General features: G+C 74.6%; 18 protein-coding genes. 4 read left to right on the plus strand and 14 right to left on the minus strand.

From position 1 onward, the window contains the following. Positions 1–38: 38 nt before the first annotated feature. The 5 genes from G1H19_RS18720 to G1H19_RS18740 form a co-directional block, all read right to left on the minus strand. A complete protein-coding gene (locus G1H19_RS18720) occupies positions 39–2,501 on the minus strand; it encodes an ABC transporter permease (RefSeq protein ID WP_152729206.1) in 2,463 nt (820 codons plus the stop codon). Between the two features lie 6 nt (positions 2,502–2,507). Further along, entirely contained in the window at positions 2,508–3,281 is a 774-nt protein-coding gene (locus tag G1H19_RS18725) for an ABC transporter ATP-binding protein (protein WP_235928084.1), read from the minus strand. Between the two features lie 288 nt (positions 3,282–3,569). Further along, positions 3,570–4,280, minus strand: a complete 711-nt coding sequence (locus G1H19_RS18730) for a response regulator (RefSeq protein WP_152729208.1) — start codon at positions 4,278–4,280, stop codon at positions 3,570–3,572. Next, positions 4,277–5,557 carry a sensor histidine kinase gene (locus G1H19_RS18735; protein WP_162392862.1) on the minus strand — a complete coding sequence of 427 codons (1,281 nt, stop codon included), beginning with the start codon at positions 5,555–5,557 and terminating at the stop codon, positions 4,277–4,279. Before G1H19_RS18735 ends, G1H19_RS18730 begins: the two co-directional genes overlap by 4 nt. A gap of 80 nt (positions 5,558–5,637) precedes the next feature. Continuing rightward, positions 5,638–6,330 (minus strand): HAD family hydrolase, encoded by a 693-nt coding sequence (locus tag G1H19_RS18740; RefSeq protein WP_235928085.1) that lies wholly within the window; start codon positions 6,328–6,330, stop codon positions 5,638–5,640. A 187-nt stretch (positions 6,331–6,517) separates the two neighbouring features. Here G1H19_RS18740 and G1H19_RS18745 point away from each other — a divergent pair, with 187 nt between their 5' ends. Then, positions 6,518–8,149 carry a methyl-accepting chemotaxis protein gene (locus G1H19_RS18745; protein ID WP_152729210.1) on the plus strand — a complete coding sequence of 544 codons (1,632 nt, stop codon included), beginning with the start codon at positions 6,518–6,520 and terminating at the stop codon, positions 8,147–8,149. A 48-nt stretch (positions 8,150–8,197) separates the two neighbouring features. On the opposite strand, the gene G1H19_RS18750 is transcribed toward G1H19_RS18745, so the two are convergent. The 8 genes from G1H19_RS18750 to G1H19_RS18785 all read right to left on the minus strand — a co-directional run bounded on the left by G1H19_RS18750 (position 8,198) and on the right by G1H19_RS18785 (position 18,445). Next, positions 8,198–10,045: a hypothetical protein gene (locus G1H19_RS18750; RefSeq protein WP_174278132.1), complete on the minus strand. Its 1,848-nt coding sequence runs from the start codon at positions 10,043–10,045 to the stop codon at positions 8,198–8,200. After that, entirely contained in the window at positions 10,042–11,358 is a 1,317-nt protein-coding gene (locus G1H19_RS18755) for a tetratricopeptide repeat protein (RefSeq protein WP_193616489.1), read from the minus strand. The genes G1H19_RS18750 and G1H19_RS18755 overlap by 4 nt, the downstream gene beginning before the upstream one ends. A 177-nt stretch (positions 11,359–11,535) precedes the next feature. Next, positions 11,536–13,299: a DUF4331 domain-containing protein gene (locus G1H19_RS18760; RefSeq protein WP_152729214.1), complete on the minus strand. Its 1,764-nt coding sequence runs from the start codon at positions 13,297–13,299 to the stop codon at positions 11,536–11,538. Between the two features lie 431 nt (positions 13,300–13,730). Next, positions 13,731–14,513, minus strand: a complete 783-nt coding sequence (locus G1H19_RS18765) for an NUDIX hydrolase (protein WP_162392863.1) — start codon at positions 14,511–14,513, stop codon at positions 13,731–13,733. Continuing rightward, on the minus strand, positions 14,510–15,106 hold the full coding sequence (locus G1H19_RS18770) for an isochorismatase family protein (protein ID WP_152729216.1): 597 nt from the start codon (positions 15,104–15,106) through the stop codon (positions 14,510–14,512). The genes G1H19_RS18765 and G1H19_RS18770 overlap by 4 nt, the downstream gene beginning before the upstream one ends. Next, positions 15,103–16,419, minus strand: a complete 1,317-nt coding sequence (locus G1H19_RS18775; RefSeq protein ID WP_152729218.1) for a nicotinate phosphoribosyltransferase — start codon at positions 16,417–16,419, stop codon at positions 15,103–15,105. The genes G1H19_RS18770 and G1H19_RS18775 overlap by 4 nt, the downstream gene beginning before the upstream one ends. A gap of 82 nt (positions 16,420–16,501) precedes the next feature. After that, positions 16,502–17,842, minus strand: a complete 1,341-nt coding sequence (locus tag G1H19_RS18780) for a Rieske 2Fe-2S domain-containing protein (RefSeq protein ID WP_152729220.1) — start codon at positions 17,840–17,842, stop codon at positions 16,502–16,504. 183 nt (positions 17,843–18,025) lie between these two features. After that, positions 18,026–18,445: a MarR family winged helix-turn-helix transcriptional regulator gene (locus G1H19_RS18785; RefSeq protein WP_235928086.1), complete on the minus strand. Its 420-nt coding sequence runs from the start codon at positions 18,443–18,445 to the stop codon at positions 18,026–18,028. A gap of 70 nt (positions 18,446–18,515) precedes the next feature. Here G1H19_RS18785 and G1H19_RS18790 point away from each other — a divergent pair, with 70 nt between their 5' ends. The 3 genes from G1H19_RS18790 to G1H19_RS18800 all read left to right on the plus strand — a co-directional run bounded on the left by G1H19_RS18790 (position 18,516) and on the right by G1H19_RS18800 (position 22,516). Beyond that, positions 18,516–20,405 (plus strand): ABC transporter ATP-binding protein, encoded by a 1,890-nt coding sequence (locus tag G1H19_RS18790; RefSeq protein WP_235928087.1) that lies wholly within the window; start codon positions 18,516–18,518, stop codon positions 20,403–20,405. A gap of 94 nt (positions 20,406–20,499) precedes the next feature. Further along, positions 20,500–20,883 carry a DUF485 domain-containing protein gene (locus G1H19_RS18795; protein ID WP_162392864.1) on the plus strand — a complete coding sequence of 128 codons (384 nt, stop codon included), beginning with the start codon at positions 20,500–20,502 and terminating at the stop codon, positions 20,881–20,883. After that, a complete protein-coding gene (locus G1H19_RS18800) occupies positions 20,876–22,516 on the plus strand; it encodes a solute symporter family protein (protein ID WP_162392865.1) in 1,641 nt (546 codons plus the stop codon). Before G1H19_RS18795 ends, G1H19_RS18800 begins: the two co-directional genes overlap by 8 nt. Here G1H19_RS18800 and G1H19_RS18805 read toward each other — a convergent pair. After that, positions 22,513–23,274 (minus strand): metalloregulator ArsR/SmtB family transcription factor, encoded by a 762-nt coding sequence (locus G1H19_RS18805; protein WP_152729222.1) that lies wholly within the window; start codon positions 23,272–23,274, stop codon positions 22,513–22,515. The genes G1H19_RS18800 and G1H19_RS18805 overlap by 4 nt on opposite strands. Positions 23,275–23,782: the final 508 nt, after the last annotated feature.

Below are 23,782 nucleotides of genomic sequence, written 5' to 3' on the forward strand. Positions count from 1 at the left end.
GTCGCCGCCCGGCTGCGGACGCTCCCGGGTGGGCCGGGTCAGCCGGCGATCGCGGCGACCGGTGCGGTGCGCGCCGCCCGCCGGCCCGGCAGGACCGAGGCGAGGAGGCCGGCCAGGGTGGCCACCCCGACGATCGCGGCGACCTGCAGCCAGGGCACCGACAGCACCACGTCGCCCAGCCCGCCCAGCACCGACGCCGCACCGACCAGCCCGTACGCGCCGCCGATCAGCACCCCGAGCACCGCGGCGACGCCGGCGACCAGCACCGCCTCCCAGGCGAGCACCCCCCGCAGCTGGCGCCGGGTGAGCCCCAGCGCCCGCAGCAGGCCGCTCTCCTGGCGTCGCTCGACCACCGAGAGCGCCAGGGTGTTGCCCACGCCGATCAGCGCGATCAGCACCGCCACCCCGAGCAGCGCCGTGACCAGCAGCAGCAGGACGTCGAGGACGCCGTCGATCGCCGCCCGCTCGGTGGCGATGCCGGCCACCTGCGCGGCGGGCAGGGCGGCGCTCGCCAGGTCCGACACCTCGTCGACGACCGCGCCCTCGTCGACACCGTCGGCCAGCCGCAGCCACAGCTCGGACACCGTGGCGTCCGGGGCGAGCGCGGTGAGCTCCACCGGGGTGAGCCGCGGCGTGCCCACCCGGTCGTCGCCGACCACCGCGGTGAACGTGAGGGACCGGTCCTGCTCGGTGAACGTGACGGGCTCGCCGGACTCCACCGACCAGGCCGACGCCAGCGACGGCGGAAGCACCACCTCGCCCAGGACCGGGAGGTCGGTGCCCGCGGTCGAGCGCAGCACCCGCCCGGCCTGGGTGGCGTCGACGGCCTCCACCGGCAAGCTCGACCCGTCCGGCCCGACCAGCGGCGCGGACTGCACGGCCAGCCCGGCAGCGACGCCGTCCACGCCCTCGAGCCGGCCCAGCAGCGACGCGGGCACCGGCGTCCCGCCGCCCTGGACGACGACGTCGGTGGGCAGCACGGCGGCGAGCTCCGCGGTGACGGTCGCCCGGGTCGAGGCGGCACCGACGACCATGGCCGTGGTGAGCGAGACCCCGATCAGCAGCGCGGTGGCGGTGGCCGCGGTGCGCCGGGGGTTGCGGGTGGCGTTGCCGGCGGCGAGCCGCCCGGGCACCCCGCCGAGCCGGCCGGCGAGCCGGCCCGCGGCGGCCACGACCGGCGGCAGCGCGCGCTGAGCCAGCACCAGGACGCCCAGCGAGCTGAGCACGCCGCCGGGCAGGGCCACCAGCACCTGCGAGGACAGCACACCGACAGCCAGCAGCGCGACGCCGCTCAGCAGCAGGGCCGTGCCCAGGGCCAGGCGCAGCACCCCCGACCGGGACCGCAGCGGCGCCGGGTCCTGTGGGCGCAGCGCGGCCAGCGGCGCCACCCGGGTGGCCGCGTGCGCGGGGGCGAGCGCCGCGACGACGGTGACCACCGTGCCGACCAGCAACCCGGCGAGGACCGCGACCAGCGGCACCGACACCCCGGACAGCGGGATCGGCGAGTCGGTGCCCACGGCGGCGGAGATGCCGGCGGCGAGCCCCACCCCGGCGAGCACACCCACCACGGAGGCGGCCAGTCCGGTCACCAGCGCCTCGCCGAGCACGCTGCGGCGCACCTGCCCGGCCGTCGCGCCGACGCAGCGCAGCAGCGCCAGCTCGCGGGTGCGCTGGGCCAGCAGCACCGCGAACGTGTTGGCGATGACGAGACCGGCCACCAGGACGGCGACGGTGGCGAACACCAGCAGCACGGCGGCGAGCGCGGCGGCGTTGCCGGTCAGCTCCGCGACCCGGGCGTCGGCCGCCTGGGTGCCGGTCTGCACCTCGGCCGTCGGTGGCAGTGCGGCCCGCACCTGAGCGGCCAGGGCATCGGGCACCACCCGGTTCCAGCCGGCGACGCGCAACTCGGTCGGCTGCGTGGCCCCCCAGGCGCGCACCTGGTCGGTGCTGGCCCAGGCGCGGGCGTAGAGCCCGGCCGTCGGGTCGCCGCGCAGGTCGACGATGCCGACGACGGTGACCTCCGACGTCGTCGCCACGCCCTCGGCGTCGAAGCTGGTCACCGGGACGACGTCGCCGAGGGCGGCGTCCGAGCCCTGGCTGACCGCGATCTCCCCGGGCGCCTGCGGCAGCGCGCCCGCGGCCAGCCGCTGCCAGCGCAGCGCCGGGGCGTCGGCGACCGAGTCGACCAGGACGTACTGCGCTCCCGAGCGGTCCGGCAGCACCGCCTGCACCGACGTCTCCCACGTCGGCGCGACGTCGGCCACCAGGGGCAGGGCGGTGAGGGTGGCGACGTCGTCGGCGAGCGAGGAGCCGTCGGAGGAGGTGACGACGGCGCCGGTGCCGACGTACTGGGCGCCGAGGGCGTCCAGCAGCGTGGCCCGGGAGGTCGCGTTGAGCACCAGCGTGGCGACGACGAAGGCGACCGCGATCACGATCGCCAGCATCGAGGCGACCAGGCGCGCGGCGTTGGCCCGCACCTGGGCGAACAGCACCTGTCCCATGGCCGGTCAGGCCCCGAGCCCGCGCAGCGCGTCGATGACCGAGTCGGCGGTCGGGTCCTCCAGCTCGCCGGCCAGCAGGCCGTCGGCGAGCAGCACCACGCGGTCGGCGTAGGCGGCGGCCACCGGGTCGTGGGTGACCATGACGACGGTCTGCCCGGTCTCCCGCACGCTGCTGCGCAGCAGGCCGAGCACCTCGGCGCCGCTGCGCGAGTCCAGGTTGCCGGTCGGCTCGTCGGCGAACACGACGTCCGGGCGGGGCAGCAGGGCCCGGGCCACCGCCACCCGCTGCTGCTGGCCCCCGGACAGCTCGTGCGGGCGGTGCCGCAGCCGGTCGCGCAGGCCGAGCCGGCCCACCACGGAGTCCAACCACGCCGGGTCGGGACGGCGCCCGGCCAGCTGCATGGGCAGCACCATGTTCTCCCGGGCGTCGAGCACGGGCAGCAGGTTGAAGGACTGGAACACGAAGCCGATCCGGTCGCGGCGCAGCGTCGTCAGCTGCTCGTCGCGCAGCGCGGTCAGCTCGGTCTCGCCCAGCCACACCTGGCCGGCCGAGGCGCTGTCCAGCCCGGCGAGGCAGTGCATCAGCGTGGACTTGCCCGAGCCGGAGGGCCCCATGATGGCGGTGAACGCGCCGCGGGCGAACGTGACGTCGACGCCGGCCAGCGCGTGCACCGCCGTCTCACCCCGGCCGTAGGTCTTCTGGAGACCGCTGGCTCGGACGGCGCTGTCGAACCGGGCAGCAGGCTGCTCGCCGGGGACGGTCATGACGGGGACGGACACGGGACCTCCGCAGGGTGGGGCGACCTGGACGGTGCCCACGGTCCCGCCGCGGGCCGTCATCCCGCGTCGCCGCTGAGGGCGATCCCTGCGCCAGCCGTGCTGCGGCTGTGGGCCGACCCGGCGTCGTCCCGGGGGATGACTCCCCCTTCCTCGACGTGAGCCCGAAAAGGTCAGGGGGAGGGGGACGACCGTGCACCTTCACCTGACTTTCTCCCGAAAGAGTCAGGGGGGAGGGGGACGACCGTGCACCTTCACCTGACTTTCTCCCGAAAGAGTCAGGGGGGAGGGTCAGGGCGCGTCGCGCAGCAGGTCGGCGGGCTGGACCAGGCCGGTCCGGTACGCCAGGACGACGGCCTGCACCCGGTCCCGGGAGCCGGTCTTGGCCAGCACCCGGCCGACGTGGGTCTTGACGGTGGCCTCGCTGACGAACAGCCGGCCGGCGATCTCGGTGTTGGTGGCGCCGTAGGCCATCTGCACCAGCACCTCGCGCTCGCGCGGGGTGAGGTCGGGCAGCGTGGGGCCGGCCGGGGTCGCCGACGGCTCGGCGCGCAGCATCGGCGCGACGTGCTGCAGCAGCCGCCGGGTGGAGCTGGCGGCGATCACCGAGTCCCCCGCGTGCACGGTGCGCACCGCGGCCAGCATGTCCTCCGGGGCGGCGTCCTTGAGCAGGAAGCCGCTGGCCCCGGCCCCGATCGCGGCCAGCACGTACTCGTCGAGGTCGAAGGTGGTGAGCACCAGCACCCGCGGCGGCTCGGGCAGCGCGGTGACCCGGCGGGTGGCCTCGATGCCGTCGGTGCCGGGCATGCGCACGTCCATCAGCACCACGTCGGCGACGGTGGAGCGCAGCAGGCTGAGCGCGGAGTCGCCGTCGCCGGCCTCGCCGACGACGGTGAGGTCGGGCTGGGAGTCGATGACCATGCGGAAGCCGGCACGGACCATCTGCTGGTCGTCGACGAGCACGACCCGGATCGGCCGGCTCGTGCCCGGGGCGGCGGTCATCGACGCGGACGGTAGGGCAGGGCGGCGTGCACGCCGAAGCCGCCGCCCGGCCGCGGGCCCGCCTCCAGCCGCCCGCCGTGCAGCTCGGCCCGCTCCCGCATGCCGAGCAGGCCGTGGCCGGTGCCCTCGGGGCCGTCCAGCGCGGCCGCGGCGCCGCGGCCGTCGTCGAGCACCGACAGCTCCAGTGCCTCCTCCCGCCAGTGCAGCCGCACCCACGCGCGAGTGGCCGGCCCGGCGTGCTTGAGCACGTTGGTCAGCGACTCCTGCACGATCCGGTAGACGGCCAGCTGCGGGCCGGCGGCCAGCTCGTGCGGGGCCCCCTCGACGATCAGGTCGACGTCGACCCCGCTGGCGCGCACGTCCTCGACCAGCCCGTCGACGGCGGCGACGTCCGGCTGCGGGGAGTAGTCGGTCGCACCGCCCTGCCCGTGGACCCCACCTGCCGCGGTGCCGTCGCGGAGCACGCCGAGCAGCGAGCGCATGTCGGCCAGCGCCTGCCGGCCGGTGTCGGCGATCGTCTCCAGCGCGGCCGTCGCCGCCGCCGCGTCGGTGCGTCCGGCGTAGCGGCCGCCGTCGGCCTGGGCGATGACCACCGACAGGGAGTGCGCGACGACGTCGTGCATCTCCCGGGCGATCCGGGCACGCTCGGCGATGGCCGCCAGCCGGATCTCCTGGTCGTGCTCCAGCTCCAGCAGCCGGGCGCGGTCCTGCAGGTCGGTCAGGTGGCGCAACCGGGACCGGCGGACGCTGCCCAGCGCCCAGCTGGCCAGCACCAGCACCGAGATGGCGACGGCGCTGACGAAGGCGCCCTGCAGGTCGTAGATGCTGCTGGGCAGCCCGTTGGCGTACGTGTCGCCGTCGAAGCTCTGGGTGGTCCCGTAGTAGATGCCGGTGAAGTACCGCAGCGCCGCCAGGCCCGCGCCGGCGATCCCGGCCGCCAGCCCGGCTCGGCGGGCCCAGGTCGGCGCGTAGGCCGCCAGCGCGTACACCATCGCCAGCACGGCGACGTTCGAGACCAGGAACTGCTCGCTCACCACCAGCTCGAGCAGGCCCCCGGCGAGGACGACGAACCCGGCGGCGACCGGTGCCCGCCGTCGCCAGGCCAGCGGGACGACGAGCAGGCAGGTGACCGCGAAGCCGGCGAACGGGTCGGCGCCGACCGCGGTCGCCGAGCCCACGGTGAGCAGGAACAGCAGGCCGGCGAGCAGGGAGTCGACCAGGAACGGGTGCTGCCGCAGCGAGGTCGCGGCCCGCTCCAGCACCGACTCCTCCGCCACCCCGCCGACCTTAGGCAGCGGCGGTGCGGCTGTCGTCGTCCCCCGGGGTGACGTGGTCTGCGACCCGGGGAGGAGGCCGGTCAGCGCGGCCCGATCGAGATGCCGTCCGGTCGGACGTGGAACACCACGTGCGAGAGGTCGGGGGCGTGGCCGTCGGCGTCCAGCTCGTGCCGGGGGTGGGTGGCGCCGACGGCGAGGGTGGCGCACCCGGCGGCCCGGCCCGCGGCGAGCCCCGCGGGTGCGTCCTCCACGACCAGGCAGCGGCGCGGGTCGGCGCCGAGCCGCTCGGCGGCCAGCAGGAACGGGTCCGGGTGCGGCTTGCCGCGGGCGACGTCGTCCACGGTGACGATCTCGGCCGGCGCGGCCAGGCCCGAACCCGCGAGCCGGGAGGCCAGCAGCTCGCGGGTGCAGGAGGTGACGATCGCGACCCGGTCGCCGGGCAGCGTGGCCAGCGTCTCGGCGGTGCCGGGCAGCAGCTCGATGCCCGCGGCCGCCATCGCGGTCTCCAGCTCGGCGATGCGCCGCACCCCGGCGTCGACCTGGTCGGCCGGCAGCAGCTCGCTGATGATCCGCACCGCCGGCAGCCCGCCCAGGCCGGTCATCCGGGCCGGGTCGACGTGGTGCTCGGCCGCCCAGTCGGCCCACGCCCGCAGCGCGCCGGGCATGGAGTCGATCAGCGTGCCGTCCATGTCGAACAGCACCGCGTCGAAGGTGCGCACCGTCAACGAGCCGAGGTCGGCGCCTGCCGGGCGGGTGTCGTCGTCCGAGGTCACCGGCCCATGGTGACAACCGGGCAGGTGCGGCGGCGAGCCGGTACGGGTGGGGCCGGTGGTACGCGGGCCCCTGGTGTCACCGCGCTCGGAGCAAGAGCCACCTCTGCGTGCCGATAGGTGCACACGCCCTCGGTTGCCCGAGACCAGGTCGCCCCCGACGTGCACCCCTCATCTGGAGCTGATCCCCATGACCGCCGCCCACCGCCGTCCTCCCGTCGGACCGGTCGTCGCCGACCGTCCGGCGGGTCGCTCGGGCTGGTTCGCCGACCGCTCCCTGTCGGCCAAGATCGGGGTGCTGGCGGCCGGCATCGGGCTGGCGGTCGGGGGCGTGCTCGCCTCCCAGATCGTGAGCAACGGCCGGGTCGTCGACGCCGGGGCCTCGCTGTCGAGCACGCACGCCTCCAACGAGCTCGTGCTGCAGGCCGACACCCGCTCCGCGGAGATGCTCATCGACGCCTACGGCGTCCTGGTCCGCCCCGACACCGCCGCCGTGGTCGCCGAGGCGACCGAGGACGCGGCCAGCCTGGAGGCGTTCCTGACCCAGCTGGACGCGCTGCCGCTGACCGGCGAGGGCGCCGCGGACCGGGACGAGCTGACCTCGACCCTGCGGCAGTTCTCGACCACCATCACCGACTACGTGGCCCTGGCCGCCCGCGACCGCCCGGCCGCGGTGGCGACCTGGACCGACATCCAGGCCGCGGACGAGCGCACCGACGGCGTGGTCGACGCGGCGAAGGAGACGCTGCAGGTGGCGGTCGCGGCCGCCCAGGCGGTCCAGGACGAGGCGGTGAGCACCGGGGAGCGGGTCAGCTGGCTGACCGTGCTGGTGTGCCTGCTCGTGCTGGGGCCCCTGCTGCTCGCGACGTGGCGGTCGCTGGTCCCGCCGATGCGGCGGCTGCAGGACTCCCTGCACGCGATGTCGGCCGGCGACCTCACCGTGGCCGCGGGCATCTCCTCCCGGGACGAGGTGGGGCGCACGGCCGGCGCCCTGGACGAGGCCCAGCAGGCACTGCGGGCGCTGATGACCTCCGTGGTCCGCTCGGCCGAGCAGGTGGCCACGGCGTCGGAGGGGCTGTCCGCGGCGTCCGCGCAGATCTCCACGTCGGCCGAGGAGACCTCCGCCCAGTCGGCGGTGGTGGCCGCCGCGGCGGACGAGGTGTCCCGCAACGTGGGCACCGTGGCGGCCGGCGCCGACCAGATGGGCGCCTCCATCCGGGAGATCTCGCACAACGCCAACGAGGCGGCCCGGGTGGCCTCGACCGCGGTGTCCGAGGCGTCGACGACGAACACCACCGTGCTGAAGCTGGGGGAGTCGAGCCGGGAGATCGGGGACGTGGTCAAGCTGATCACCTCGATCGCGGAGCAGACGAACCTGCTGGCGTTGAACGCGACGATCGAGGCGGCGCGGGCGGGGGAGATGGGCAAGGGGTTCGCGGTGGTGGCCAACGAGGTGAAGGAGTTGGCGCAGGAGACGGCGCGGGCGACGGAGGAGATCTCGCGTCGGGTGGTGGCGATCCAGGGGGACACGACGGGTGCGGCGGAGGCGATCGGCCGGATCTCGGAGATCATCGGGTCGATCAACGACTACCAGTTGACCATCGCCAGCGCCGTGGAGGAGCAGACGGCGACCACGCAGGAGATGAGCCGCTCGGTGGCCGAGGCCGCCTCGGGCGCGGGGGAGATCGCGCTGAACATCACCGGTGTCAGCGCCGCCGCGACGTCGACCACCCAGGCGCTCACCCACACCCGGGAGGCCGTCGACGAGCTGAGCCGGATGGCCGGCGAGCTGCGCGGGTCGGTCGCCGCCTTCACCTACTGACGGCTCGCCGGGTGCGTGGCCGGCCGTGGGCTGCGGCAGGCCACGCGCTCAGCCGAGCAGGACCCCGCGGACGGCGAGGGTGAGACCGACCAGCAGCACCAGGGACGCGGTGAGCACCGGCAGGGCGCGGGCCAGCCGGGGCAGCAGGCCGCGGCGGCCCCAGGCCTCGGCACGCTGCTGCAGCCGCCCCCGCAGGCGCACCAGCAACAGGCCGACGGCGGTCAGCGTGCCGGCCATGCCCAGGCCGTAGGCGAGCACCAGCAGCACGCCGAAGACGGTGCGGCCCAGGCCGATCGAGCCGAGCAGCACGATCAGCGCCGAGGGGCTGGGCACCAGCCCGCCCGCGATGCCCATGCCGACCAGCCCGCCGCGGCCGAGGGTGGCGGTACCCGGCCCGTGCGTGTGCCCGCCCGGCCCGTGGCTGTGACCGCCGGACCACCAGCCCCCGTGCCCGTGCCCGTGGTCGTGGTGCGCGTGGTCGTGGTGCGCGTGGTCGTGGTGCCCGTGGTCGTGTGAGTGGTGCTCGTGGTCGCCGTGGTCGTGCCCGCGGTCGCCATGCGGGTGGTCGTGGTCGTGGTCGTGGTCGTGCGGGTGCGGGTGCGGGTGCGGGTGCGGGTGGTCGTGGTCCCATGGCCCTTTTCGCGAAAGTGGCCGTTCGTGTGGGTGGTCGTGGTCGTGGTCGTGGTCGTGGTCCCGTGGCCCTTTTCGCGGGAATGGCCGTTCGTGCGGGTGGTCGACGACTGGGGCGGTGGCGACACCACCACCCGCGCTCCCGTGCACGACGGCCGGGTGCGCCGTGGCGGCGGCGAGGGCGGGCTCCTGCACGGCGGGCGGGGAGGCGGCAGAGCCGTGGCCGGCCAGCCACCGCGGGACGGCGCCGCGGAGCATGGCGACGCCGATGCCGGCCACGAGCAGCCCGCTCACCACGCCGAGCCAGCGGATCACCTGGTCGCCGGCCAGCGAGCTCGACGCGGAGATGGCCAGCCCGAGGGCCAGCACGCCGGCGGTGTGCGTGGCGGTGACGGTCGCCCCGACGGTCACCGCGTCGCGCGGTCGACCGTCCCGGCCGGCGAGGTAGGCGGCCATGACCGTCTTGCCGTGGCCGGGCAGCAGGGCGTGCCCGCAGCCCAGCAGCACGGCCAGCAGCACCGCGAGGGTGCCCACCAGCGGGGTCAGCTCGCGGTCGCCGATCAGGTCCTCGAGCCGGCGGTCCAGCGCGGCGACGGCGTTGCTGAACGGGTCGCCGGAGGCGGTGGACACTGAGGCCGCGCCGCCGGTGTTGGTGCCCGGCTCGGTCGCCACGCTGAACGAGCGCACGTCCAGCGGGGAGGCCAGCAGGTCGACCGGGTAGCTGCGCAGCTGGTCGGTGCTGCTCTCGACCGGCACGGGGGAGTCGACGAGCCGGACGCCGTCGCCGTCGGCGGTCATCTCCCGCCAGCCCACCCGGTCGGCCAGGTAGTCGTCACTGACGCTGACCGAGGCCGGGCCGTCGAGCGCCGCGTCGCCGTGGGCGGTGCAGGTGAGCCGCAGCGTCGGCAGCCCGGCGGCGCCGGGGATGCTCTCCAGCTGGGCGCCGTCGGACTCCCAGCGCACGTCGGCGCCGTCCACCTGCACCCGCACGGCCGCGGTGAGGGCCGCGCACTCGGTGGTGGCGGCGGCGTCCAGCTGCTCCGCCGTCGGGGTGCCGTCGGGTGCGATGGACTGCAGTGCCTGCGCGGTGGGGATCTCCGCCCGGTCGAGGACGGCGGTCAGGTCGACCCGGTCGGGGGAGAACTGCAGGTGGTCGGCGTGGTTGACGGTGAAGTTGCCCAGCGGGTGGGCCTGCGCGGTGCCGGGCGCGGCCAGCGCGAGGACGCCGGCCCCCAGGGCGACGGCGACGACCCGGCAGCCCCTCACGGCCGGCCGCCGAGGGAGTCGAGCAGCGCCTGGGCGCGCGGTGCGTGCAGCGGGGAGAAGTACGGGTTCACGTCCAGTGCCCGGCCCAGCGAGGCGCGCGCCTCGGCGGTCATGCCGAGCGCGGCCTCGATGGTCCCGCGGTGGTAGAGGAACAGGGCGCTCTCCCGGCCGGTCGAGGTCGACTGCTGGGCCAGCGGCAGCGCCTCGGCGTCCCGGCCGGCGGCGTGCAGCGCCCAGGCGAGCGCGTTCTGCGAGTCGGTGTTCTGCCGGCGCCCGTACTCCGTGGTCGCCGCGGCCACCGCGGCCGCCGGGTCGCCGTGGTCGGCGGCGAACAGCGCGGTGGACAGGTCGTCGGTGACGCCGTTGCCGGCGAACAGCTGCTGCACGGTGGTGACCAGGGCGTATTGCTGGCGCGCCTCGTCCAGGCGGCCCAGGCTCTCCAGGTACTCCCCGTACTCGACCAGGTGCTCGGGCAGCGGGCGGGCGTCGACGACCGACCGGAAGCCGGCGAGCGCGGCGTCGGTGTCACCGCGGGCGGCGTCCACCCGGGCCTGGACCAGCAACAGCTCCGGTGAGGTGGGCGCGGTGCGCAGCCCGGCGGTGACCTGCTCGGCGGCGCCGTCGAGGTCGCCGGTGGAGAACGCCAGCGCTGCGAGGTACGTGCGGCAGTAGGCCTCGTCGCCGCCGTCCTGGGCGATCGCGAGGGCCTGTTCCAGGGCGGCGCGGGCGCCGGGCAGGTCGCCGCGGAGCTCGGCGTCGTAGGAGACGCGGGTGAACGAGGCGACGCCGGGACGCAGCTCGACCATCCGCTGCACGGCCTCGCCGGCGCCGGTCAGGTCACCGAGCTGGGTACGGGCGTCGGTCAGGACGCCCCAGGCGGTCGCGCTGTAGGAGTTGATCTCCAGGGCCCGGGTGGCCAGGTCGGCTGCGGCGCCGAAGTCGTGCCGGGCGTTGGCCAGGGCGCCCTGCCCGGTCAGCGCGGCGTCGTTGCCGTCCGGGCGCAGGGTGAGCGACTGGGCGAGCGCACCGTCGGCGAGCTCGTAGTACGACGGGTCGGCGCTGATCCGGGCCTGCTCGACGTAGGCCGACCCGAGCTGGGCCCAGGTGACCCAGTCGCCGGGCACCTCGTCCAGGCGCTGCTGGGCGGCGGTGATGGCGGCGGTGAGCGGGTCGACGGCGTCGGCCGCGGGGGCGACCGGGGCGTCGGCGGTGGTGGCCTGCCCGTCGTGGACCACGGTGTACCAGCCACCGACCGAGACGACCAGGAGCAGTGCGCCGGCCAGCACGGCGGCGATCGCGGTCCGGCGGCGCATGGTCACGGGTCTCCAGGGGCTGGGTCCGGGGTGGCTGGGTCCGGGGGCGGGGCGGGTTCCGTGCGGCGGGCTCGGTGGCCGAGGGCGGGCACGGTCATGGGGTGCGGCGTGACGCCGCACCCCATGACCGGTGTGCTCACCCGGCGGGTCGAACCGCCAGGACCACGCTGTCGTGGATCAGACCACGGACCCGTCGTCGGTGGAGCGGCGACGCACCAGCGACATGACGCCGGCCCCGACGAGCAGGACGGCGGCCGAGCCGGTCACGGCCGGGACGAGGGTCTCCCGGCTCACCAGCCACGAGCCGGCTGACGTGCCGTCGCTGCCCGGGCCACCGGCGGCGACGGTGGAGCTGCCGCTGTCGGAGGCCGCCTCACTGGGGTCACCGGCGTTGTCGACGTTCACCTGGTTGACGGCCTCGGTGGCGGGGGCCGCCACGTAGGGGAACGTGTCGCCGAAGTCGGCGTCGTTGGTGTCCACGCCGTCCCCGCCCTTGAGGGCGTCGAAGGCGCCCTGCCGGTCGGCCGGGACGTTCGAGACGTCGTAGATGCCCTCGAGTGCGAGCAGCTCGATGTCCAGCACGTCGTCGCCCAGGCGGCGGCCGTTCGGGAAGCCCTGGATGTCACCGCCGACGACGCCGAGGCGGCTGGCCTCGTGCAGCGGCGTGCCGTCGAGCCCGGTCGGGCCGGTGATCGACATGTTGAGCCGCAGCATCTCCGAGGGCATGAACGTCGTCATGTCGGCGCCGGCGTTCAGCGCCTGCGAGTTCAGGTCCACGTCGATCGGGTTCTTCGTGGCCGGGTCGCCGTCGACGTCGAGCACCTCGGTGCTGACCACGCCGGTGAGGAACACCTCGAGCAGGTCGTAGCGCGGGCCGGCCGGGGCCGGGACGCCGTAGATGCCCTCGATCAGCGCGGGCACCTCAGGCTGCAGCACGCGGTCGACGACGGCCGGGATGGTCGCGTCCACCGACGGGTCGATCGAGTTGAACGCGTCCTTCAGGCCGGTCGGGACGACGACCTCGTTGACCAGCGGCTGGCCCAGGCGGGACACCTGCGTGTAGCCGGAGCCCTCGGCGGCGGTGCCGTCGGCGTTGCGCAGCGTCGGGCGGGTGGTGGTGCTCCAGATGCCGATGACCGGGTTGGCCGTCGGGTCGTCGTCGACGGCGACGTCGGCCTTCGGCACCTCGAGGGCGATGGTGTTCACGTTGTAGCCGGCGAGGGTGTCCTGACCGGTCTCGGACAGGTCGCCGCCGTACAGCAGGTCGAAGACGCGCAGGTCCAGGAAGAACGAGTCCTCGGCCTGGGTGGCGATGGTCTTGCCCTCCGCGCCGTCCTTGCCGATGCCGGTGATGGCCGGCGTGCGCAGGTTGTCCACGTAGTCCTGCGCGGAGCCCATGCTGGCCGGGCCGGTGTAGGACGGGGCGACGGGGCCCTGGCTGAGCGGGCTGCCGTAGGTGGCGCCGCCGTCGTAGCTGACGTCGAGCACGAAGGTCTGCCGGAACAGCAGGTTCTCGTCGTCCAGCGAGGTGACCGGGCCGTTGTTGTACAGGAACGTGTCGGTGCCGCGCAGGTCCTCGGTGGTGAAGCGCCAGCGGTAGACGATGTTCGCCTTGGCGTCGCCGTCGTTGTCGATGTTGATCAGGTACTCGGCGTCGTCGGACCAGGGGTAGAAGTTCGGGCCACCGTTGGGCTCCTCGAACGGCTGCCAGTTGGCGACGAAGGTGACGTTGTCCGGGTTCTCCGGGCTGGAGAACGCGTAGACGTCGGTGTTGTCCACGGCCGGGTCGGCGGCGATGAGCGGTGCCTCGCGGTGGCTGGAGGCGTTGGCCGCCGTGGGCATGAGCCCGAGGACGGCGGAGCCGGCGAGCAGGCCACCTGCGGCGATGAGGGCAGTCGGGCGACTGACCCCGGGCCTCGTGATCCGGTTGGTGCTGTGCATGGACGTTCCTTCCCTGGTCCGCCCCCGTGGGCGGGAGGACGACCGACGTGGTCACGGACGCGCCGACGACGCGACACCGAGCTGTTGGTCGTGCACAACAGGCTGCCGTGCTCCGTGATGCGTGGAAGGTATGCAGGTGAGACCCCGAGAGTGGGCATCTCACCGGCGACAACGTGCAGGTGAGCGGCCAGTCGGCTCCGAGGAGTCACTGGGCGGGAACACAGGAAGCATGTGGAGAGGGTGATCCGCGGCTCACCCGGACGGCGGACAGTGCGTTCAGTCCATCGGGTGAACGCCCAGGTCGGCGACGTCCTGGTGGACGGGACATGGCGGGCAGGTGTCCGGCAGGTCGTCCGCCGGGCTCCCGCCGACGCGGCGTGGTGGCCGCCGTGACGCAAGCTCTTCGGGGTGGTGACGGGACGCCCGTAGCGTCACTCCTCGTCGGTCCCGGTGGGTCGCAGCAGGGCCGGGTGCAGCTGGGTGGCGGTGCCCCGGCGGAACAGCAGCGGGGGCCGGCCGCCGTGGTCGCTGGCGGGGGAGCTGCTCACCTGGTGGGTCTCCACCACGAAGCCCGGCGTGGACAGCACCTTGCGTCGGAAGTGCCCCAGCGCCGGCGCCCGGCCCCAGACCGCCCGGTAGATGCGCCGCACGTCGCCGAGGCTGAACGGCTCGCGCAGGAACTCCAGCGCCAGGCTGGTGTACTCCAGCTTGGCGCGCACCCGCTCGACGGCGTCGGTCAGCACCGTCGCGTGGTCGAAGGCCAATGGTGGTGCGTCCGGGTCCCCGCCGTCCAGGCCGAGGTCCTCGACCGGCCACCACCGGGCCGCTGCGGCGTCCGAGCCCGCCCGCGGGTCGGGCAGGTCCGGGGCGATGGCGACGTGGGCGACGGACACGACCCGCATCCGCGGGTCGCGGCCGGGGGCGCCGTAGGTGCGCAGCTGCTCCAGGTGCCCGTCGAACCGGGCGACGCCGGTCTCCTCCGCGAGCTCCCGCCAGGCCGCGGCCTCGATGTCCTCCTCGATGCCGACGAAGCCGCCGGGCAGCGCCCAGTGGCCGCGGTAGGGGTGCTCGCCCCGTTCCACCAGCAGCACCGAGAAGGCGCCGTCGCGGATGGTGAACACGGCGAGGTCGACGGTCAGCGACGGCCGGTCGTGGTCGCCGGGCCGGTAGCCGGCCAGCCACTCGGCCTCGCCGGGCCGGTCGGCGGTGCTCACGCGCTCCTCGCCACGTCGACGCCGGCAGCCGCCATCTCGGTGAGCGCCCGGGCGGTGCTGTCGGGGGCCACCCCGGCGGTGAGGTCGACGAGCACCCGGGTGTCCAGGCCCGCCGCGCGGGCGTCGAGGGCGGTGGCGCGCACGCAGTGGTCGGTGGCGATCCCGACCACGTCGACCGCACCGGCACCCAGCGAGCGCACCAGGTCGGCGACGGTGCCGCCGTCGTCGGTGCTGCCCTCGAACAGCGAGTACGCGGGCCGGCCCTGCCCCTTGCGCACGTGGTGGGTCAGCAGCGAGGTGTCCAGGCCGGGGGCGTAGTCGGACCCGGCGTCCTCGGCGAGGCAGTGCACCGGCCAGGTCGCCGCGTAGTCGGGGTCGGTCCCGGGCTCGGCGAAGTGGCCGCCGTTGGTGCCGTGCGCCTCGTGCCAGTCGCGGGAGGCGACCACCGCGGCGTAGCGGTCCGGGTGGCTGCGCAGGTGCCCGGTGATCGCGGCGGCGACGGCCAGGCCACCGTCGACGGCCAGGCTGCCGCCCTCGACGAAGTCGTTCTGGACGTCGACGACGAGCAGGACGCGGGGCTGGGGAGCGGTCATGTCAGTTCTCCGTCTCGGGCTTCGGTGGCGGTCAGGGCGGGTCCGCCGTCGGTGAGCAGGCGCGCCTCGGCGGGCAGTGCGGCGACCGCCGCGGCGTGGTGCTCGCGCACCTGCCGCAGCGTCGGGTTGTGCAGGGTGCGCCCCGCCTCGGCCACCACGAGCTGCAGCGGTCGGCCGGGCAGTTCCCCGGCGTCGCCGAGGACGAACCCCTCCGTCACGGCGGTGCCGTGCTCGTCGTGGACCCGGTAGGCGGTCTTCCGGCCGCCGGCGCTGACCTTGCCCGCGGCCTTCTTGGCCACCGGCCGCAGCGGGCCGTCCGGGCTGTCGGCGATGGCGACCAGCTTGTAGACCATCCCGGCCGTCGGGTGGCCCGAGCCGGTGGCCACCCGGGTGCCGACGCCGTACCCGTCGATCGGGGCCTGGGCCAGGGCGGCCAGCACGTACTCGTCCAGGTCGCTGGTGACGGTGATCCGGGTGCGTGTGGCGCCCAGCTCGTCGAGCAGCACCCGGGCCCGGCGCGCCTCGACGTCGAGGTCGCCGCTGTCGATGCGGATCGCGCCGAGCTCGGGCCCGGCCACCTCGACGGCGGTGCGGATGCCCCGGGCGATGTCGTAGGTGTCCACCAGCAGCGTGGTGCCGGGGCCGTGCGCGGCGACCTGGCTGCTGAAGGCCTCCTTCTCGTCGTGGTGGGCGAGGGTGAAGGCGTGCGCCGCGGTGCCGACGGTCGGGATGCCGTACAGGTACCCGGCGGCCAGGTTGCTCGTGGAGTCGAACCCGGCGACGTACGCGGCCCGGGCGACGGAGATCGCGGCGTCCTCGTGCGTGCGCCGGCTGCCCATCTCGATCAGCGGGCGCCCGGCCGCCGCCGTGGTCATCCTGGACGCGGCCGAGGCGATCGCGCTGTCGTGGTTGAGCACCGACAGCACCAGCGTCTCCAGGACGACGCCCTCACCGAGCGTGCCCTCGACGGTGAGCACGGGGGAGCCCGGGAACCAGGTCTCGCCCTCCCGGTAGGCGCTGATCCGGCCGGTGAACCGGAAGTCGCGCAGGTAGTCGGCGGTAGCCGGGGTGATCGCGCCGACCTCGAGCAGCCAGGCGGTCTCCTCCGCGTCGAACCGGAAGTCCTCGATCAGCGGCAGCAGCCGGCCGAGCCCGCCGAGCACCCCGTAGCGGCGACCGGACGGCAGTCGGCGGGCGAAGGCCTCGAACACCGCCCGGTTGCCGACCGACCCGTCCTCGACGAACGACGACAGCATGGTCAGCTCGTAGCGGTCGATCCTCATCGCCGGTCCGGCGGTGCGTGGCCTGCTCATCGGAGCCCCCTCTGGTTCGACTCATTGTGAGCATAACCAGGGGGCGGCGGTGCCACCACCTCGGGGGTCGGCTGCCCGTCGGTCAGCCGCGGCCGGCGGCGAAGTCGCCCAGGGTGCGGCGCAGGGCGACGCCGAGCCGGTCGGCCCGCACGTGCAGCTCGTCGCGCAGGGTCAGCGGCAGGCCGATGCTGTCCATCTTCTGCTGCAGGGCGAGGTCCTCGGCCAGCACCGTCTCCTCGAAGGCGAGCTCGGCGGCCAGCACGTCGGGTTCGACCACGTCCGCGCCGCCGATGCCGTGCAGCAGCATGCAGGTGTAGACCCGGGTGGAGTCGGCGTCCTCGGGCTGGAGCAGGAACAGGATCGTCTTCACCGCCCCGGCGTCCAGCTCCTCCAGGCGCAGGAGCAGCTGGAACGGCGCCCGGACGACGTAGGTGGCCCGGCGGCGCTGGCGCAGCGGGCGGGTGCCGTCCAGCACGCCGGGGTCGGCCGGGTTGTCGAACCACTGCTCCTGCACGCTGGTGAAGCCGCCCGGCTCGGGGGTCACGTCGTAGGCCGGCACCTCGCGCTCGTCGGCGGCCCCGAAGGTCGCGGCGTGCACGAACGGGAAGTGCGCGACGTCGAGGAAGTTGTCGGCCAGCAGGCCCGCCGGTGCCGCGGTGCGCGCCGGCGGCAGCCAGCCCGCGGTGAACCGCGGGTCGCCGTCCTCGGGCACCTCGAGTCGGTGCCCGTGCGGCTCGGCGGGAGCGAGCCAGATGACTCCGAGGCGCTCCTCCACGCTCCAGGCCGGCGGGTCGGTGGTCAGGCCCTCGGGCCCGCGGTGGACCGTCCAGGACCGGCCGAGCAGTCGGACCGCCAGCCAGCCGCCCTCGACCAGCTCGCTCGACAGCGCCACCGGGTGCCAGGCGTGGTCCAGCGAGCGGTGCAGGTTGTGGAACACCGGGCCCTCGGGTGCCGGCGCGGGCGGCACCGGCTCCACCAGGGGGGTGGACGCGGGCTTCGGGGGCAGCTGCACGGTGGTGCGCTCGGGGGCCAGCCACACCCAGCCGTGCCGCTCCTCCACGGCCCAGGGCGCCGACAGGTCGGCACGGGGCGGGGGCGTGCCCTCCGCCCCGAGCGACGGGATGTCGACGCAGCGGCCCTCGGCGTTGAAGCGCCAGCCGTGGTAGGGGCACTGCAGCGTGCCGTCCACCACCGACGCCGCGGCCAGCGGCACCAGCCGGTGCGGGCAGCGCGCGGACAGGGCCGTGACCTCACCGCCGGGCCGCAGGCGCACCACGACGTAGGCGCGGCCGCCGGCGCCGACCGGCACGGGGCGCGTCGTCACGTCCGCCGACCGGGCCACCGGGAACCAGCCGGTGGCGGCCGCGGCGTCCTCACCGGTGCCGCGGGACCGGAGGGCGGAGACAGTCCTGGAGAGGGCCATGACCCAGTCCACCGCGCCTGGGTTCCCCCGGCGTTGCCTGCAGGTGACGAGTTCTGTGACCGGGGGCGTCCAGGTGACCACAGGTGAGCACCCGCTCACCTCCACCCCGCTGCGCCGGCCACCTCCCCCCTGCTCTCTGTACAGAAAGTCCCGCGCTTTCTGTACAGAAAGTCGAGGGGGGCGTCAGTCCTCGGTCAGGGAGCGCAGGATCCGGGCGAGGGTGGCCCGGTCGGTGGGGTCCAGCCGGGCGAACACCGTCTCCGAGTCGGCCTCGCGCGCGGCGTCGACCTGCTCGCGCACCGCACGGCCGGCGGCCGTCGGCCGGATGAGCACCGCCCGCCGGTCGGCCTCGTCCGGCACCCGCTCGACCAGCCCGCGGGCCTGCAGCGCGTCGACGACCTCGGTGGCCGAACGGGGCGCGATCCGCAGCCTCTCGGCCAGCTCGGCCAGCCGGGGCGCGTCGTGCCGGCAGACCACACCCAGGGCGCGGGCCTGGTGGGGGGACAGGTCCCACGGCTCCAGCAGCTCGCTGGACCGCCGGCGCAGCGTGCGCGCCGCCCGCATGAGCAGGTCGCCGAGCGGGGTCGTCTCGTCGGTGGCCACGCCGGAATGCTAGCGGATCTCGTGTGGTTGCCTCATCGTGAGGTAACCTCAACACAACGGACGAGAGACGGTGGGACCCATCGCAGACAGCACGGTGACGACGAACGAGCGGGGCGGCGACCGGCCCCGGGGTGGCCGGCCGGGTGGCGGCGGCCCGATGGGCGGCAGGCGGACGGTGGACCCGGCCGACCGAGCCCAGCTGGACCGGTCCCCGGTCTCGCTGCGCCGGGTCGGGCGGCTGTTCGCCCCGCACCGGTGGGCGATCGCGACGGTGGTCGCCCTGATCGTCGCCTCCTCGGCGGTGGCCCTCGCCGCGCCGTTCCTGCTCCGCGCGGTCATCGACGACGCGCTGCCCCGGCAGGACGTGCCGCTGCTGGCCTGGCTGGTGGCCGGCATGGTCGCGGTCGCCGCCGTCACCGCGGTGCTCGGCGTGCTGCAGACCTGGATCTCCACCACGGTCGGGCAGCAGATCATGCACGGCCTGCGCACCTCGCTGTTCACCCACCTGCAGCGCCAGTCGCTGGGCTTCTTCACCCGCACCCGGGGCGGTGAGGTGCAGTCCCGGCTCACCAACGACATCGGCGGCATGCAGTCGGTGGTCACGTCCACGGCGACGTCGCTGGCGTCCAACGCCACGACCGTCGTCGGCACCGTGATCGCGATGGCGGCGCTCAGCTGGCGGCTCTCGCTGCTCTCGCTCGTGGTGCTGCCGCCGTCCATCTGGCTGACCCGGCGGGTCGCGCTGCTGCGCCGCGCGGTCACCGCCCGCCAGCAGCGGCACCTGGCCGACATGCAGACCCAGATCGAGGAGGGCCTGTCGATCAGCGGCGTCCAGCTGGGCAAGACGCTGGGTGCCGGGCCGCTGCAGTCCGAGCGCTTCGCCGCGACGTCGGCGGAGCTGGTCGCCCTCGAGGTGCGCTCGCAGCTGGCCGGCCGGTGGCGGATGGCCACGATGAGCATCGTGTTCGCCGCGATCCCGGCGGTCGTCTACCTGTTCGCCGGGCTGCCGGCGACCTCGGGCGGCATGACCATCGGCACGCTGGTCGCGTTCACCACGCTGCAGGGCACGCTGTTCCGGCCGCTCACCGGGCTGCTCGACGTCGGGGTCGCGCTGACGGCCTCGATGGCCCTGTTCAGCCGGGTCTTCGAGTACCAGGACCTCCCCGTCGAGATCGACGACCCGGCCCACCCGGTGCCCGTCGACCCGGACGCCGTGCGCGGCGAGGTGCGCTGGCAGCACGTCGGCTTCAGCTACCCCGGCGGCGCCCGGCCCGCGCTGGACGACGTCGACTTGACCGTGCCGGCCGGGCACACGCTGGCGCTGGTGGGGGAGACCGGGTCGGGCAAGACCACGCTGGCCTCGCTGGTGTCCCGGCTCGCCGACCCGAGCACCGGCCGGGTGACGATCGACGGGATCGACCTGCGGGACATGGCACTGGCCGACGTCGCCCGGGTGGTCGGCGTGGTCTCCCAGGAGACCTACCTGCTGCACACCACCATCCGGGAGAACCTGCGTTACGCGCGGCCCGAGGCCACCGACGCCGAGATCGAGGACGCCGCCCGGCGGGCCCAGGTGCACGACGTGGTGATGCGGCTGCCGCTGGGCTACGACACCGTCGTCGGTGCCCGCGGGCACCGGTTCTCCGGCGGGGAGAAGCAGCGGCTGGCGATCGCCCGCACCCTGCTGCGCGACCCGCGGGTGCTCGTGCTGGACGAGGCGACCAGCGCGCTGGACAACGAGACCGAGCGCGCCGTGCAGGCCGCCCTCGACGAGGCCCGCACCGGCCGGACGACGATCACGATCGCACACCGGCTGTCCACCGTGCGGTACGCCGACGTCATCGCCGTGCTGGACGCCGGGCGCGTCGTCGAGCGGGGCACGCACGACGAGCTGCTCGCGGCCGGTGGCCGGTACGCCGCCCTGGCCGGGGCGGCCGACGGGGTGCTCGTCCCGGTCTGACCCGCGCCTGCCCGTCCGTGCACCGTGACGCGTATGTGACCGGTACCACTTACTGTGAGGTCGTCATGTAGGACCACTCACAGTGAGGTGAGGCGTGACCCGACCGGAGGAACGCCGGCTGCTGACGCCGGAGGAGTACCAGCAGGCCCAGGACAGCCCGGAGTTCGCCGAGCTGCGCCGCAGGTTCCGCAGTTTCGCCGTGCCGATGACCATCGCCTTCCTGGTCTGGTACCTGACCTTCGTGCTGCTCTCGACGTACGCGTCGGACTTCATGAGCACGCGGGTCTTCGGCAACGTGACCATCGGACTTCTCTTCGGCCTCGGCCAGTTCGCGTCGACCTTCCTCATCACCCAGCTCTACGTGCGGCACTCGGCGAGGAACACCGACCCGATCGCCGACGAGATGCGCGGGCGCCTCGAGGCCCACGAGTACGCGGCCGACGGCACGGCGACGCGTGGCGGTGCGACCCGTGGCTGACCAGGTGACCGCCGCCGAGGCGGAGACGATCGGCGAGCCGGCCGTCAACATCGCGATCTTCGGCGTCTTCGTGGTGATCACCCTGTTCATCACCTTCCGCGCCAGCCGCAACAACAAGAGTGCGGCCGACTACTACGCGGCCGGGCGCAACATCCCCGGCACCCAGAACGGTCTGGCGATCGCCGGTGACTACCTCTCGGCCGCCTCGTTCCTCGGCATCGCCGGGGCCATCGCGATCTACGGCTACGACGGCTTCCTGTACTCGATCGGCTTCCTGGTGGCGTGGCTGGTGGCGCTGCTGCTGGTCGCCGAGCTGCTGCGCAACACCGCCCGGTTCACCATGGCGGACGTGCTGGCCTTCCGGATGCGGCAAGGTCCGGTCCGCACCGCGGCGGCCATCTCCACCCTGGCCGTCAGCCTCTTCTACCTGCTCGCGCAGATGGCGGGCGCCGGCGGTCTGGTGACCCTGCTGCTGGGCGTCACCGGTGAGGGCGTGCAGGCGCTGATCGTCGTCCTGGTCGGGGCGCTGATGATCGTGTACGTGCTGGTCGGCGGCATGCGCGGCACCACCTACGTGCAGATCATCAAGGCCACGCTGCTCATCGCCGGCGCGTTCGTGATGACGGTGTGGGTGCTGGCGGAGTACGGGTTCAACCTGTCCGCGCTGATCGGCGGGGCGGCTGACAACGCCGGCGCCCAGGTGGTCGACCCGGGTGCGCAGTACGGCGCGACCAGCATCACCAAGCTGGACTTCGTGTCGCTCTCGCTGGCCCTGGTGTTCGGCACGGCCGGGCTGCCGCACGTGCTGATGCGCTTCTACACCGTGCCCACCGCCAAGGACGCGCGGAAGTCCGTCGTCTGGGCCATCTGGCTGATCGGCGGCTTCTACCTGCTCAGCCTGGTGATCGGCTACGGCGCGGGCGCGCTCGTCGGCCCGGAGGCGATCACGGCGGCCCCCGGCGGGGTGAACTCCGCGGCGCCACTGCTGGCCTTCGAGCTCGGCGGCACGATCCTGCTGGGCATCATCGCCGGCATCGCCTTCGCCACCATCCTGGCCGTGGTGGCCGGCCTGACCATCACCGCGTCGGCGTCCTTCGCGCACGACGTCTACGCGTCGGTGCTCAAGAAGGGCCAGGTCAACCCGGATGCCGAGGTGAGGGTGGCCCGGCTGACCACGGTGGTGATCGGCGCGGTCGCCATCGGGCTGGGCATCCTGGCGCTGCAGGCGGGGCTGAACATCGCGTTCCTGGTGGCGCTGGCCTTCGCCGTCGCCGCGTCGGCGAACCTGCCGACGATCCTCTACACGCTGTTCTGGAAGCGGTTCACCACCCGCGGGGCACTGTGGTCGATCTACGGCGGGCTGATCTCCTGCCTGGTGCTGATCCTGTTCTCGCCCGTGGTGTCCGGGGCCCCGGTGAACGCCGCGACCGGCAAGAGCCCGTCCCTGCTCCAGGACGTCGACTTCAGCTGGTTCCCGCTGAACAACCCCGGCCTGGTGTCCATCCCGCTGTCGTTCTTCCTCGGCTGGCTGGGCACCGTGCTGAGCAAGGAGAAGCCGGACCGCGGCAAGTACGCCGAGCTCGAGGTCCGGTCGCTGACCGGCATCGGCGCGGAGCAGGCCGTCCAGCACTAGTCCCGACCGGGCCCGGCCCGCAGCTCACCGTCGGTGGGGTGCCGGCCGGGCCCGGTCGTCTCCAGGAGGGCGGCGAGGCGTGGCAGCCGCGCCCGCTGCCAGTACTGGGCCAGCCCGATGTAGGTGGTGCGGTCCTCCGGGCGGTGGAGGTCGAAGCCGCCGTGCGCCAGGAGCAGCCGGGTGCCGGCCCCCGACGGCTGCAGGCGCCAGTCCACCGTCCACCCCGGCTCCATCCGGAAGGCGAACCGCGACGGCGGCTCGCACACGATCACCTCGCACGGCGTCCGTCCCGGTTCGGCGCCGAGGTGGAAGCGGTGCCCCACCCGGTCGGCGACGTCGTTGGTGATCCACCACCGGGCCAGCTCGACGGGGTCGGTGAGCGCCCGCCACACCGCGGCAGGTGCGGCTGCCAGGGTCAGCTCGGCCGTGACGCCGGCCCGGTCGGCGTCGCCGTGCGCATCACCGGGCGGCCGTGTGGGCGCGGTGCGTCCCACGTCGATCCCGGCCAGCTGACCTGCCCAGCGCGCCACCTCGCCGAGCTGTCCGGGGCGCAACTGGTAGAGCCGTTTGCGGCCGACCGGGTCGTCGTCGACGAGCCCGGCGCAGCGCAGCACCCGCAGGTGCTCCACCACGGCCGTCCGGCTGCAGGGGAACCGTCCGGCCAGGTCGCCGGCCGTGTGCGGTCGGGTGGCGAGCAGCTCGAGCAAGCCTCGCCGCACGGGATGCGCGAGCGCGGCGTAGACGTCGACCTCGGGCATCCACGGCACGCTACGGCCGACGGGCCCGGCCCGTTCGATGCCTGTGGACGACGGCGGGTGCGCAGCCGGTCGGCGTGGAGGAGCCCCCGTAGATCTGTCACCTCTGCCTGACACTTCCCCGACACCCCCCCCGGGGTGTCCTCCTGGGTTCGTTCGTCTGCACGGTCCGGGCACTGACCGTGCTCTGCGCCAGCCTGTGCGTCGTGATCGTCGGCGCAGCAGCTCGGGCAGTCCCAACACCCACGGCCGTCGAGCCCACCGTCCCCCACGGGGTGGCCGCCGAATCGGGCGCGCTCGGTCGAGGCGGGGCACCACACCGAGCGCGGGCTCGGTGCGCCCGCGTCCCTGTGGACGGCGGACAGGTTCCCGGTCGATCTGCGGGGAGGGGCACCGCTCCCCGCAGATCCGTCACCTCTGCCTGACACGTCCCCGACACCCCCTGCCGGGGTCGGGTGTCCGGAGCGTGCAGGCGGGACCGATGACGTCGAGACGGTCCGGCTGGCTGAGC

The organism is Goekera deserti (assembly GCF_010685995.1).
GTDB classification, from domain to species: Bacteria; Actinomycetota; Actinomycetes; order Mycobacteriales; family Geodermatophilaceae; genus Goekera; species Goekera deserti.